9 protein-coding genes and 1 tRNA gene are annotated in these 13,105 nt (G+C 70.0%); 5 read left to right on the top strand and 5 right to left on the bottom strand.

Features of this window, described 5'->3' with window-relative positions; all coding sequences use genetic code 11:
• Positions 1-29 precede the first annotated feature (29 nt).
• The 4 genes from Phou_RS21490 to Phou_RS21475 are packed head-to-tail and all read left to right on the top strand — an operon-like array spanning position 30 to position 3,292.
• Positions 30-815 carry a DeoR/GlpR family DNA-binding transcription regulator gene (locus tag Phou_RS21490; protein WP_173057655.1) on the top strand — a complete coding sequence of 262 codons (786 nt, stop codon included), beginning with the start codon at positions 30-32 and terminating at the stop codon, positions 813-815.
• A 56-nt stretch (positions 816-871) separates the two neighbouring features.
• On the top strand, positions 872-1,843 hold the full coding sequence (locus tag Phou_RS21485; RefSeq protein ID WP_173057654.1) for an ATP-binding cassette domain-containing protein: 972 nt from the start codon (positions 872-874) through the stop codon (positions 1,841-1,843).
• Positions 1,840-2,865 carry an ABC transporter permease subunit gene (locus tag Phou_RS21480; RefSeq protein ID WP_173057653.1) on the top strand — a complete coding sequence of 342 codons (1,026 nt, stop codon included), beginning with the start codon at positions 1,840-1,842 and terminating at the stop codon, positions 2,863-2,865. The genes Phou_RS21485 and Phou_RS21480 overlap by 4 nt, the downstream gene beginning before the upstream one ends.
• 52 nt (positions 2,866-2,917) lie before the next feature.
• On the top strand, positions 2,918-3,292 hold the full coding sequence (locus Phou_RS21475) for a DUF3263 domain-containing protein (protein ID WP_173057652.1): 375 nt from the start codon (positions 2,918-2,920) through the stop codon (positions 3,290-3,292).
• A 34-nt stretch (positions 3,293-3,326) separates the two neighbouring features.
• Here Phou_RS21475 and Phou_RS21470 read toward each other — a convergent pair.
• Positions 3,327-3,403, bottom strand: a tRNA-Thr gene (locus tag Phou_RS21470).
• A 310-nt stretch (positions 3,404-3,713) separates the two neighbouring features.
• On the opposite strand from Phou_RS21470, the gene Phou_RS21465 reads away from it, so the two are divergent.
• The gene (locus Phou_RS21465; RefSeq protein ID WP_173057651.1) at positions 3,714-4,805 is read left to right on the top strand and encodes an ABC transporter ATP-binding protein; all 1,092 of its coding nucleotides are present in this window, start codon (positions 3,714-3,716) and stop codon (positions 4,803-4,805) included.
• A 43-nt stretch (positions 4,806-4,848) separates the two neighbouring features.
• Here Phou_RS21465 and Phou_RS21460 read toward each other — a convergent pair whose 3' ends face one another.
• The 4 genes from Phou_RS21460 to Phou_RS21445 all read right to left on the bottom strand — a co-directional run bounded on the left by Phou_RS21460 (position 4,849) and on the right by Phou_RS21445 (position 13,102).
• A complete protein-coding gene (locus Phou_RS21460; RefSeq protein ID WP_173057650.1) occupies positions 4,849-7,929 on the bottom strand; it encodes a WD40 domain-containing protein in 3,081 nt (1,026 codons plus the stop codon).
• A gap of 119 nt (positions 7,930-8,048) precedes the next feature.
• The gene (locus Phou_RS21455; RefSeq protein ID WP_246273661.1) at positions 8,049-9,560 is read right to left on the bottom strand and encodes a pectate lyase family protein; all 1,512 of its coding nucleotides are present in this window, start codon (positions 9,558-9,560) and stop codon (positions 8,049-8,051) included.
• A gap of 111 nt (positions 9,561-9,671) precedes the next feature.
• Complete coding sequence (locus tag Phou_RS21450; RefSeq protein WP_246273660.1) at positions 9,672-11,294, bottom strand: pectate lyase family protein; 1,623 nt, start codon at positions 11,292-11,294, stop codon at positions 9,672-9,674.
• Positions 11,295-11,488: 194 nt separating this feature from the next.
• Positions 11,489-13,102 (bottom strand): pectate lyase family protein, encoded by a 1,614-nt coding sequence (locus Phou_RS21445; RefSeq protein WP_173057648.1) that lies wholly within the window; start codon positions 13,100-13,102, stop codon positions 11,489-11,491.
• Positions 13,103-13,105: the final 3 nt, after the last annotated feature.

Raw genomic sequence — 13,105 nt, 5'->3', positions numbered from 1 at the left:
CACACACCGTCCGTACGGCGGAGGCTACGGTGGATCGCTACGCACGCTGGAACGCCCTGCTGGAGCTCTTGACCGACAGCGGGCGGGTCAGCGTGGAAGAGGCCGCCACCCGCCTGGACGTCTCGCAGGCCACGATCCGCCGCGACTTCGACCAGCTCGCTCAGCAACAGATGATTACGCGCACGCGCGGTGGCGCTGTGGCCAACGGCGTGTCGTACGACCTTCCCCTGCGGTACAAGACCGCGAAGCACTCCGCCGAGAAGCAGCGCATCGGCGCGGCCGCGGCGGCCATCGTCTCGCCGGGCATGGTCGTGGGCCTCAACGGCGGCACCACGATGACCGAGGTGGCCCGCGCGCTGGCCGTGCGCCCCGACCTCAACAGCGGCAACGACGGCGCCCAGCTGACCGTCGTGACGAACGCGCTGAACATCGCCAACGAGCTGCTCGTCCGCTCCCGCATGAAGATCGTGGTCGCCGGCGGCGTGGTGCGCCCCCAGTCGTACGAGCTGGTGGGCCCGCTCGGCGGCGCGCTGCTGCGCGAGGTGACGCTCGACGTCGCGCTGCTCGGCGTGGACGCGATCGACGTGCAGCTCGGCGCCGCCGCACACCACGAGGGCGAGGCGTCCATGAACAACCTGATGGTCGCCCGCGCCAAGCGAGTGGTCATCATCGCGGACTCGTCGAAGCTGGGCGGGCACGCGTTCGCGCGGATCTGCCCGATCGAGCGGATCGAGATGCTGGTGACCGACTCGGGTGCGGCGCCGGAGCTCGTCTCCGCGTTCGAGACGGCCGGCGTGCGGGTCATCTCCGCCTAATTCGGCACAAGATCGACGGGGCAGCGCCCCTTGTGCATACCGAGTATGTTGTCGGCGTGACAGCGGTTCTGGAGATAGAAGGTCTGCAAAAGACCTACCGAAGCCGCCGCAAGGGCGCCCGGCGGGCGCTCGACGGCTTCGACATGGTGGTGGAGGCCGGCCAGGTGCACGGCTTCCTCGGCCCCAACGGGTCCGGTAAGACCACGACGCTGCGTACCCTGCTCGGGCTCATCCGCCCCAACGGCGGCCGGATGGCGATCCTCGGCGAGGAGGTGCCGGCCCGCCTTCCCGAGGTCGCCGGCCGGGTGGGCGCCATCGTGGAGAGTCCACAGTTCTTCCCGCACTTCTCCGCACAGGACACGCTGTCCCTGCTGGCCGACGCCGGCGGGGTGCCGCAGGTGCGGGTGACCGAGGTGCTGGAGCTGGTGGGCCTGCGCGACCGGGCAAAGGAGCGGGTCAAGACGTACTCGCTGGGCATGAAGCAGCGCCTCGCCGTGGCGTCGGCGCTGCTCAAGAGCCCGCAGCTGCTGATACTCGACGAGCCGGCCAACGGCCTCGACCCCGGCGGGATCCGGGAGATGCGCGACCTGATGCGGCAGCTCTCCGCGTCCGGCATGACGGTGGTGCTCTCCAGCCACATCCTCGGCGAGGTGCAGCAGATCTGTGACTCCGTCACGATCATCTCGCTCGGCCGGCGGGTGGCCTCCGGCCCGGTCGCCGAGGTGCTCGCCCAGCACTCCGGCGGCGGAGTCGTGGTCCGGCTCGAGGCCGCGACCGACCTCCCCGCCGCGGCCCAGGTGCTGGTCGCCGCCGGCGCGCGGGTCGACCTCAAGCCCGACCACCTGCTCGTGACCGGCGTCGACAAGCCGGCCTGGGTCACCCGCACGCTGGCCGGCCGCGAGCTGTACGTGAGCGAGCTCGCCCCGGTCACCGTCGACCTCGAAAGCGTCTTCCTGGAGCTGACCGGCACCGCGCCGGTCGCCGGACAGCACCGCCAGGTCGACCAGTCCGTGGAGGTGCCGGCATGAAGGGCTTGATCAAGGCCGAAGTGCGCCGCCTCACCAAGCGACGCATCACGCGGCTGATGGTGGTCCTGCTGGTCCTCGGCCTCGGCACGATCGCCGTCGCCTTCACGGTCGGCAGCACGAAGGTCGGACCCGCCCAGGTGGCGGCCGCCGAGGCGGAGGCGCAGCGGCAGTACGAGGAGTCCCTGCGCTGGCACCAGCAGATGGTGGCCGACTGCGAGGCGGCCAAGGCGCGCGGCGAGGACATCTCGCAGCGCTTCCCACCCAACTGCGGCAACGAGCCGGGTTTCGCCCCGCAGCGTGAGCAGTTCGACGCCTCGTGGAACCTGCCGTACGAGTTCCACTTCCGCGACGAGTTCGGCATCTTCATCTCGGTGTTCGCCGGCATCCTGGCGCTGTTCGGCTTCATCGTCGGCGCGTCCTACGTCGGCGCCGAGTGGCACACCGGCGGCATGATGAACCTCCTGCTATGGCGGCCCCGCCGCCTCTCGGTGCTGCTCACCAAGCTGGGCGTGCTGCTCGGCGGGGTGCTCGCGCTCACTGCCGCACTCGGTGCACTGTGGACCGCCGCGTTCTGGCTCATCGGCAAGTACGACGGCCAGACCGGCAAGATGACGCAGGGCGCGTGGGAGTCGTTCGCGCTGACCGGGCTGCGCGGCGTCGGCCTGGTGCTGGCCGTCACGGCGGTCGCGTTCGGCCTGGCGTCGGTGGGCCGGCACACGGCGATGGCGCTGGGCGTGGCGATCGGCGTCATGGTGGTCAGCGAGATCGGCCTGCGGATTGCGCTGGGCATCGCGGATGTGCGGTTCAACGAGCGGTGGGCGCTGTCGACGTACGCGCTGGCCTGGTTTGAAAAGCGGTGGAAGCTCGAAGACTGGCGCGCCTGCAACATCAGCTTCAGCGGCGAGTGCCAGCCGGACACGTTCATCGTCACCTGGCAGCAGTCGGCGCTGGTCTTCGGCGTGGGCACGGCAGTGGTCCTGGCAGCGGCGATATGGCTGATGCGCAGTCGCGACATCACGTGAGGTAGTCTCTTAGTACTTCCGTGCTAATCAATATCTCAACGCGAGGCGCCTCATGAAGCACCCCGCCTCTGACGCTCGCGCGCTCGACGCCGAGGCATCCCCCACTGTGGAGGATGACCTCGACGTCGAGCCCGACGCAGATCTGGACTCCGACGCACCGGCCCCCTCCCCCGAGGCGGCCGCAGCCGAGGAGCCGCTGGCCCTGTCCGAGCGCGAGCTGCAGATCCTGGCGTTCGAGAGCAAGTGGTGGAAGCACGCCGGCTCCAAGGAGCAAGCGATCCGCGACGAGTTCGACCTCTCCGCGACCCGCTACTACCAGCTCCTCAACGGCCTGCTCGACAACCCGGCCGCGCTCGCACAGGATCCCGTCCTGATCGGACGCCTGCGGCGCATCCGCTCCACCCGCGCCCGCACCAGGCGGCGCTGACCCGCGGCACAGCCACACAGAGCCGGCCTCGTCATGGAGCCCCCGGTCGGATTCGAACCGACGACCACTCGCTTACAAGGCGAGTGCTCTGGCCAGCTGAGCTACAGGGGCGTGTCGACGCCAGCATAACGACCGACGGGCACGGCTGGTGATCCGCGTTTGGGCAGCGTACGCGGCGTGTTGGAAGGCCACCACTGGGTAACGGCGCGAGGTCGGGGGCGTTCGTGCCCGTGTGACCGAATGATCCTCTCCGGCGCGGCCAGAGACCCTCTCCCACCTTGGCAGCCAGGCGGAAACCGTTTACCGTAGCGTGACACGGGCGACACCTGGTGCGCGCCCGTTGACCGGTGCGCAGCGCGCCGGTCGCTCCTTCACTCGGATCGTCCGGCACGTTCCTGCCGGTGAAAGGAAGCGCTTCACCATGGCTACGGTCAGGTACAGCAACGCCACCCGGATCTACCCGGGCACTGAGCGTCCCGCCGTCGACCACCTGGACCTGGAGATCGGCGACGGGGAGTTCCTCGTCCTGGTCGGCCCGTCCGGTTGCGGAAAGTCCACCAGCCTGCGGATGCTCGCCGGTCTGGAGGACGTCGACGAGGGGTCGATCCACATCGACACCCGCGACGTCACCCACCTGCCGCCCAAGGCCCGCGACATCGCGATGGTCTTCCAGAACTACGCGCTGTACCCGCACATGACGGTGTACGAGAACATGGCGTTCGCCCTCAAGCTGCGCAAGACCTCGAAGTCGGAGATCGACCGGCGGGTCAAGGAGGCGGCGGCGCTGCTCCAGCTGGAGGAGTACCTCAGCCGTAAGCCCAAGGCGCTCTCCGGCGGTCAGCGCCAGCGTGTGGCGATGGGCCGCGCGATCGTGCGTGAGCCGCAGGTCTTCCTCATGGACGAGCCGCTGTCCAACCTCGACGCCAAGCTCCGCGTGCAGACGCGTACCCAGATCGCGACCCTCCAGGCCAAGCTCGGCATCACCACCGTCTACGTGACCCACGACCAGGTCGAGGCCATGACGATGGGCCACCGCGTGGCGGTCCTCCTCGACGGCGTGCTGCAGCAGGTGGACACCCCGCGTGCGCTGTACGACACCCCGGGCAACGTCTTCGTGGCCGGCTTCATCGGCTCGCCCGCCATGAACATCAAGACCGTCCCGCTCACCGAGCAGGGCGCCGTCTTCGCGCAGATGATCGTGCCGCTGAGCCGCGAGCAGGTCGCGTCCGCCCAGTCCAACGGGGGCAACGGCAAGGTCACCGTCGGCTTCCGCCCCGAGGACTGCGACCTGGTCAGCCCGACCGAGGGCGGCCTGCCCGTCGTCGTCGAGCTGGTCGAGGACCTCGGTTCCGACGCCAACGTGTACGGCCACGCGGCCCTCGACGGCGGCTCCGAGCGGTTCACGGTCCGCACCGACCGCCGCCACATGCCCAACATGGGCGACACGGTCTTCGTCAAGCCCCGGGTCGGCACCAACCACGCGTTCCACGCGGTGACCGGGCAGCGTCTCTGACGAGACGGCAAGCGATGAAGGGCGGGCCCGGTGGGCCCGCCCTTCACGGCATTCTGAGGTGGTCCCGGATCTCTTCGCGCAGCTCGGCGCCGACCGGGTCGCGCGGCATGATCCCGTGCACGCTCAAGATCAGGTCGAACGCCGCGAGGAAGTAGTCCTCCGGGCGGCGGAAGTCGCTGTAGACGCGGCCCCGCAGCAGTGGCGGCAGCGCCTCCTCCTCGGTGCCTTCGAGGAGGATCGGGAGCACCGTCTCCTTGCGGCTCTCGGTGCCGATCATGCGGGTGCCGATCAGGTCGGCCTCGGCGGCGAGCACGAAGCCGCCGATGGCCTCCTTGTTGTCGTACTTGCGGCGGTAGAGCGGCGTCCCGACGACGACCACCCGGTCGGCGGTGTGCACCCGCTCCACGAAACGCGGCACGCTCGCGCCGATCCGCGTGGTCTCCCACCGGTCGAGGATCACCGTGACGCCCGCCTTGACGAGGTCGGTGGCCAGCTCGCGGGCGACCCACCGCTCCTGCTCCGGGTTGCCCCACGCGTAGCTGATGAAGCAGGTCGGCTGGGCCGGTTCGGCCTGTGTCACGTACGTCTTGAGGCGGAACACCGCCTGCTCGAAGCGCGACCGCTGGCCCGCGGTGAGGCGCTGTGCCTGCACGTCACGGGACTGGACACGGCTCAGCCGCATCGGCTCGTCGGCGCGGGACAGGGAGAGCTGCTCGCCGCAGCCGGTACAGAAGACGTCGAAGGCGCCGGCGGCGAGCCGCTCGCGCACGACGGCACGGTGGATGCGGTGGCCCTTGCTGCACTCGACCGCCTCGAAACGGCGCACGGTCACGTCGCGGCGGGCGAGGAAGCTCTCGAAAAGGCTCTGGAACAGCCGGCGGATCGGCTCGGCCACGTCCACCCCGAAGTAGAGGACGAGGTCGAGCTCGCCCTCGCGCTCGGCTTCGAGCCGGAAGCCGCACACCTGGCCGGCGCCGAACGCGTACTCGGCCTGGCTGCGCCACTGGTTGGCGCGGGCGAAGACATCGGTGTAGCCGAGCAGGACGACAAGCGAGGCGTACACGTTTTCGATCGCACCGGTCACCGTGTAGGCCGCGCCCTCCTCGACCGGGGCATCGCCCGCCGCCGGCCGCCTGAGGTTGATCAGCTCGGGGAAGACGAGGTACACGCGGGAGCTGAGCGGGTCGGTCTCACGGAAACAGACGTTGTGGGTGAGGAAGAGCGCGACCGCGGAGTCGAGCAGCGCGTCGCGCTCCGCCGTCGACAGGCCGGCCAGCTCGGGAAACGGGTGTTCGCCGGACAGGACCCGGCGCTCCTCCAGCGAGCCGAGCCCCTTCGGGTTGCGGCGGGCTTCCAGGACGATCGAGGCCGCGACGTTGTTGAGCAGCTCCGGCGTGAGCAGGATGCGGGTCTCGTTCGTGGACGTGCGCAGCAGCGCGACGTACCCGTGGTTGGCCAGGTGGCCGACCGCGCTGTGCATCTCGGCGTCGCTGAACCGCCGGGCGGGGCCGTCGCGCTCCAGGCGCTCGCGCAGCTCCTGCGGCGACAGGATCACCCGCTCGCCGTGCTCCCCCTCCTTGAGCGCGAGGACCGTGTCCTTGATCCATTTGAACGTCGCCGTGGTGACGGTCGTCGGCCGCTCGTCCCAGCGGACCGCCGCGCGCATGACCTCGACCAGCTCACCGAGCCCCGCACCCTCCAGCGCGCTCGTCTCCACGTAGGCCCGGACGCCACGCTCCGCGCAGAACCGCTCGATCTCCTCCCGGGCGATACGGGCGCTGCCCCGGTCGGAGCGGGCCGCGACCAGCACGATCTCGCGGTCCGGGCCGAGCTGGCGCAGCCAGTAGTCGGCGCCGCGGAGCGGGTCGTCGTCGCGCGTCGGGTCGAAGAGCACGAGCGCGATGTCGGCGTCGTCGATGAACAGCGCGTGGATCAGGCGGTAGTCCGGCTGGCCGGCGAGGTCCCACAGGACCGCCTCGCACTGCGCGCCGTCGAGCCGGGTGGCGCCGAGCTCGTCGAGCACCCAGAACTGCTGGCCGTGCGTCGACGGGTGGTCCTTGAACCGGCCGGTCACGAGGCGGAAGCCGAGGCCGGTCTTGCCGACGCCCGAGTCGCCGACGAGCACGATCTTGGCCGAGGTGTACGTGACGTTGACCGCCTGGGACCAGCGGCGCAGCAGGCGGTCGGGGTCCAGGCGCCAGATGTGGACGAGCGAGTCGTTGTCGAGGGAGCCGTCGGAGCCGACCGTGGCGAGCACCGGGCGCGTGGGGTGGAAGGCGAGGGTCGGCGCGACGCTGCTCGCGTCGGCCTCGGGCAGGGCGGCAACCTCCATCCACGTGTCGCAGGCCCATAACCGGACCCGCCCGTCGGTGCCCTTGGAGGCCAGCAGCCGGCCGTCGGAGAGGAAGGAGACGGACCGTACCGCGCCGGTGTGCCCTTCGAGGGTAGTGACAAGGCGGCCGGAGAGGCGATCCCACACCTTGATCGTGTGGTCCCAGCCGCTGGTGGCCAGCGTGCGCCCGTCCGGCGCGAAGGCGGCGCTCGTGACCGCACCGGCGTGACCCTCGAGGATCGCGGTCGGCACCCCCTCGGCCACGTCCCACAGCCGCACCTCGCCGTCCGAGGCGGCGGTCGCGAGGGTGCGGCCAACCGGGTCGAAGGCAAGCGCGGTGACCGAGGCACCTTCGTGCAACCGCTGGCGGATCTCCTCCTTGCGGACGTCGTACACGGCGGCGAAGCCGTGGACCCCGATCGCGAGCAGGTGCTCGGTGGGGCTGAACGCCAGCACCTGGCAGTCGGGGACGGTGAGCGCCGCGAGCGGACGCCAACTGCCCACCCGCCACAGCCGGACCGAGCCGGCGTCGCCACCGGACGCGAGCACCTTGCCGGTGCGGTCGAACGCCGCGGCACGTACCACCTCGGTGTGGCCCGTGATCGTGTGGACGTGCTGCCCGGTCTCGCCGTCCCAGACGCGGACGCTGCCGTCCCGTGACGGCGTCGCGAGCAGGCGTCCATCGGGTGACCACGCGATGCGGCCGACGTGGTCGCTGTGGCCGCGCAGGGTCGCGGCGAGGACCACGCCGTCCGGCAGGCCGGCCTTCGGGGTGCGCCTTCTCAGAGCCACGACATCTCACACCGATGAGGGAACGGAGTGGGCGGAACCGGACCATCCTATGTGAACGCCGCCGGGGCGCGGTCACATCCGCGACACCCGGCGGCGCTCTGTGGGAACTGCTGCTGTGGTCAGACGCTGATACGGCCCGCGCCGGCACCGCCCGTCACGATCGACTTCACGTTGTTCGCGTTGTCGAGCGAGTACGAGTACGGGATGCCCGCCACGCTGCCCCCGCCGCTCTCCGGCGTGCCGGAGCTGACGAAGACGTTGTTGCGCTGCACGATCGCGCCGTCGTCCGAGTCGGCGTAGCCGACCAGCGTCGGCTCGTCGCACTGCTCGAAGTAGTTGCCCTCGACCAGGACGCCGGCGCCCATCGTGGACGCCACGCCGTACTCGTTGTTGAAGTAGTAGTTGTTGTACACGTGCACCGGGTTGCCGAAGCGCACCCGCGGGTGCCGCGTGCCGGAGCCGTCGAACCAGTTGTGGTGGTACGTCACGCGCAGGTGGCCACGGTCCTGGCTGGCGTTGTCGTCACTGTGGCCGAGCAGCATCGACTTGTCGTGGCCGTAGATGCGGTTCCACGAGACGGTGATGAAGTCCGACCCGCGCTTGATGTCGACCGCACCGTCGTAGCCGTCGGTGAAGCTGTTGTGGTCGACCCAGACGTTTGTCGAGGAGGTCTCGACGTTGATCGCGTCGTCGTCCCAGCCACGGAAGCTGATGTTGCGGATGATGACGTTCCGGCTGCCGCTGAGCGTGAGGCCGCAGCCCGCGATCGTGGCGCCCGAGTTGCCGACGATGGTCTTGTTGGAGCCCACCCGCAGCATGCCGGAGCAGGAGATCGTCCCGGAGACCCGGACGACGGCCGCGCCGGTACCGGAGATCGCGCTGCTCAGCGCCGACGAGCTGGTGACCGTCGTGGAGCCGGCACTGCCACCGCCGTTGGTGCCGCCGTTCTGGGTGGCCCAGCCGACGAGGCCGTTGGCGTTTCCGGGCGGCGGGCCGGTGGTCGGCGGCGCACCGGTCGTGGGCGGGGCGCCCGTGGTGGGCGGCGCGCCCGTCGTGGGCGGGGTGGTGCCGGAGTCGCTCACCACGACGTCGTCGAAGCGCGCGCTGGCGTACACGGTGACGAGGCCGACCCGGCCGGCGCTGTTCAACGTGTTGGTTCCCGACGCGACCTGGGCTCCGTTGACGAAGCCGCGGATCGTGCTGCCGCTCGCCTCGATGCGCAGGGTGTACCAGGTCCCGGTGGAGACGCCCAGGCTCGCGCCGCCGATCACGGTGACGCTGCTTCCGTTGACCGCCTGCAGCTCGGCGCGGCCGCTGTTGAGCAGCGCCAGGCGGTACATCCTGGTGGCCCCGCTGGCCCTGGCGACGAGCCCGACGAGCCGGTTGGAGCCGTTGAAGGACAGCGGCTTGACCCGAGCCTGTACCTGGTAGTTGCCCCAGCCGGTGTCGCCGGCGAACTGGCGGGCCAGCTCGCTGCTGTTGGCGGACTGCTCCAGAGTGCCGGAGCCGTCGGTGACCACCGACCAGGTGCCGCCGGACTTGGACCAGCCGCTGGTGTCGCCGTCGTTGAAGTCGTCGGAGAAGAGGGTCGCGGCGTACGCGGCCCCGGTCAAGCCGGCGACGAGTGCCATGGCTGCGGCACCCGCCCCGGCGGCGATGAGGAGTCTGTGTCTGACGCGCATGGGATGGCCTTTCGTGGGGGCCGGGGCGGCGGTCGTGTGGCCGCCGCCCCGGTGTCGTCGCTAGATGCGGCCGGTGCCGGCCTGCGCGGTCACGATGGACTTGACGTTGCACTGCGGGTCGAGGCTGTACGAGTACGACGGGTTGGAGACGCTGCCGCCGGTCTGGCCGGAGCCGGAGTTGACCAGGCAGTTGTTGCGCGCGACCAGCCGGCCGTCGCCGGAGCTGCCCTCGCCGAGGTGGTACGGGTCGTCGACACCCTCGAAGTAGTTGCCCTCGACGATGACGCCCGCGTTCTCGGTGGACGCGACACCGTAGTTGCCGGTGTTCAGGTAGTAGTTGTTGTAGACGTGCACCTGGTCGCCGAAGCGGACCCGCGGGTTGCGCTGGTTGGTGTTGTCGAAGAAGTTGTGGTGGTACGACACCTTCAGCCGGCCCACGTCCTGGGCGGAGTTGTCGTCGTCGTGGCCGAGCAGCATGTTCTTGTCGGTGCCGTCGGCGTGGTTGTACGAGATGGTCACGTACGACGAGCCGCGCTTGACGTCCACGCCGCCGTCCGCACCGGTCGTCCAGGTGTTGTGGTCGATCCAGATGTGGTGCGAGAACATCTGCACGTTGACCGCGTCGTCATCCCAGCTGCGGAAGTTCAGGTTGCGGATGATGACGTTGTGCACGGCGTTGGCCGGCGGCGAGGTGATGTCGTCGTCGATCGGCAGGCCGACGTTGAGGCCGCCGCCGGTGAAGCCGGAGTTCGACCCCACACCGACGATCGTCTTGTCCGAGGTCACGTCGTGCATCGGACCGGGCAGGTCGATCATGCCCTGCACCTGGATGACCCGCGCGCCGGCGGTGGCCACCTCGGCGAGGAACTCCGAGGCGGTGTCCACGGTGACCGTCGGGCCACCCGTGCCGCCGGTCGTGCCGCTCTGGCCCCAGGCGTCGACCGAGGCCCAGCCGTCGGCCTGGTTCGGGCCGGGGTTGGTGGGCGGGCCGGTCGTGGGCGGGTTGCTGGTGGGCGGGTTGCTCGTCGGTGGGTTGCTGGTCGGCGGGGTGGTCGGCGTGGAGCCGACCGTGCTCACCACGACGTCGTCGAAGTTGGCCGAGCCGTAGAACGTGGCGACGCCGATCCGGCCGGACGAAAACTGGCTGTCCGTCGCCTCGGTCAGCAGGTTGCCGTTCACGTACCCGCGTAGCGAGGTGCCGGACACGTCCAGCCGCACCGTGTACCACGTGTTGGTGGTCACCGTGAGGCTCGCGGTGTCCAATGTGGTCGACGAGCCGTTCACGAGCTTCTTGAGCTCGACGGTGTTGTTGCTGCGCAGAGCGATGTAGTAGTAGCTGGTGTTGCTCTGCACCCTTGCGAGCACCGCGACGAAGCGGTTGCTGCCGTTGAACGCGGTCGGCTTGACCCGCGCCTGCACCGAGTACGCGGTCCAGCTCTGGGTGCCGGTGGTGAAGCGGGCGTCGCTGCTGGTGCCGCTCTGGCGGAGTACGCGTGAGCCGTCGGTCGCCACCGACCAGCTCCCGCCGGAGCCGCTCCAGCCGGTGGAGTTGCCGTCTTCGAAGTCGTCCGAGAGCAGGGTGTCGGCGTAGGCGACCGCGCTGTAGCCGAGCGCGATGACCACTGCGGCGAGTGCCGCCGCGACCGGCGCGACGATCCGCATCCGGGCGTGTTTGAGCTGCACAGGGCCTCCTTGCGAGTGGGGATGGGATTAACCACCCAACGAAAACGCTCCGCTTCGCTCCACGTTTCCGCCGGGGCCCGGGGACCGGCCGGGGTGGGACGCGGGAGACCCGGGCTGTGCCGCCCGTGCCCCGACCCCGGCCGGCTGTGGTGCCCGCGGGCGGTGTCTGCCCACCGCCCGCGGTCACATCTGCGTCACAGTCGCCCGGTACCAGCGCCGGCCATCACGACCGACTTGATGGTGTTGGGGTCCGCGACCGTGTACCGGTAGTACGTCGACGGCTCCTGCACGCTCCCACTGCAGTCCGGCTGACCGGATTCACCGACGAACACGTTGTTGCGGGCCACGCACCGGCCGGACGGCCCGGCGTAGCTGTTGGTCACCGGCTCCTCGACATCCTCGAAGTAGTTGCCCTCGACGACGCAGCCGGCATTCGCCTGGCAGGCCACACCGGTGTCGGTGTTGTAGACGAAGTAGTTGTTGAACACGTGTACCGGCTCGCCGAAGCGGACCCGCGGGTTGCGCTGCGGCGTCCGGTCGAACCAGTTGTTGTGGTAGGTCACCTTCAGGTAGTTGGTGTCCTGCGCCGCGTTGCTGTCGTCGTGGCCGAGCAGCATGTTCTTGGTGTGGTGGTGGGTGTGGTTCCACGACACCGTCACGTACGACGCGCCGCGCTTGATGTCGATCAGACCGTCGTACCCCTCGGCGAGGTCGTTGTGGTCGATCCACACGTGGTGCGAGTACATCTGCACGTTGATCGAGTCGTCGGCCGCGTCCCGGAAGTTGAGGTTCCGGATGATCACGTTGTGCACGGCGTTCGCCGGCGGTGACGTGACGCTGCTGACCGGCAGGCCGATGTTGAAGCCGGCACCGGTGATGCCGGAGCTCGCGCCGACGCCGATGATCGTCTTGTCCGACGTGACGTCGTGCATCGGGCCGGGTAGCGCGATCATGCCCTGTACCCGGATGTTGAGCGGACCGGACTGCGCGATCGCGGTGAGCAGCTCGGACGCGGTGTCCACGGTGACCGTCGGGCCTCCGGCGCCACCCGTGGTGCCGTTCTGGCCGAGTGCGTTTACCGAGGCGAAGCCGACCGGCGGCGCGCTGGGGTCGAGCGGCGGCTCGGTCGGCGGAAGCGTCGGGCCACCCGTCGTGGGGCCGGGTGAAGGCGTACCGCTCACGGTGCTGACCACCACGTCGTCGACGGTGACGCTGGCGTAGTTGGCCGCGACGCCCGCCCGTCCGGTGCTGAACGCGCTGTCCGTGGCCTGCACGACGAGGTTGCCGTTGACGTACCCGTACAGCTGGCTGCCGGAGGCGGCGAGCATGAGCGTGCTCCAGGTGCCCGTGCCGCCGGCGCCCGATCCGGTGCCGAGCACGACCGGTTCGCCACCCGTCCGCTTGATCAGCTGTACGCCGCCCGAGCTGGTGAGCACGAGCGCGTAGTAGTTGCTGCTGCTCTGCGCGCGGGCGATGAGGCCGGCGTAGCGGTTGGCCGCCCCGAACCCGGTGGGCTTGACCCGGGCCTGCACGGAGTAGTCCGTCCAGGTCGTGGCGCCGACCAGGCTGCGGGCGTCGCTGCTGGTGCCGGACTGCCGGTACGCCAACGATCCGTCCGTCACCACCGACCACGTGCCACCCGACTTCGACCAGCCGTTGGAGTTGCCGTCCTGGAAGTCGTCGGAGAGCAGCGTGTCCGCGAACGCGCTGGTGGTGCCGTAGCCGATCAGCGCGGCGGCGAGTGCGCCGGCCAACCCCGCCGCCAGGCCTGTCGCGCTCGCTCTGCTCGCTCGGCGCTTGAGTTTCACCTT

It is taken from the genome of Phytohabitans houttuyneae (assembly GCF_011764425.1).
GTDB lineage: Bacteria > Actinomycetota > Actinomycetes > Mycobacteriales > Micromonosporaceae > Phytohabitans > Phytohabitans houttuyneae.
This window is presented reverse-complemented; position numbering and strand designations above follow the sequence as displayed.

Excerpts from the sequence above, each read along its gene's own strand:
- Phou_RS21455 (WP_246273661.1), bottom strand. The coding sequence starts at position 9,560 with ATGGCACTCGTCGCCGGCTTGACCGGGGCCGCGTACGCCGCGACCCTC.
- Phou_RS21475 (WP_173057652.1), top strand. The coding sequence starts at position 2,918 with ATGAAGCACCCCGCCTCTGACGCTCGCGCGCTCGACGCCGAGGCATCC.
- Phou_RS21480 (WP_173057653.1), top strand. The coding sequence starts at position 1,840 with ATGAAGGGCTTGATCAAGGCCGAAGTGCGCCGCCTCACCAAGCGACGC.
- Phou_RS21465 (WP_173057651.1), top strand. The coding sequence starts at position 3,714 with ATGGCTACGGTCAGGTACAGCAACGCCACCCGGATCTACCCGGGCACT.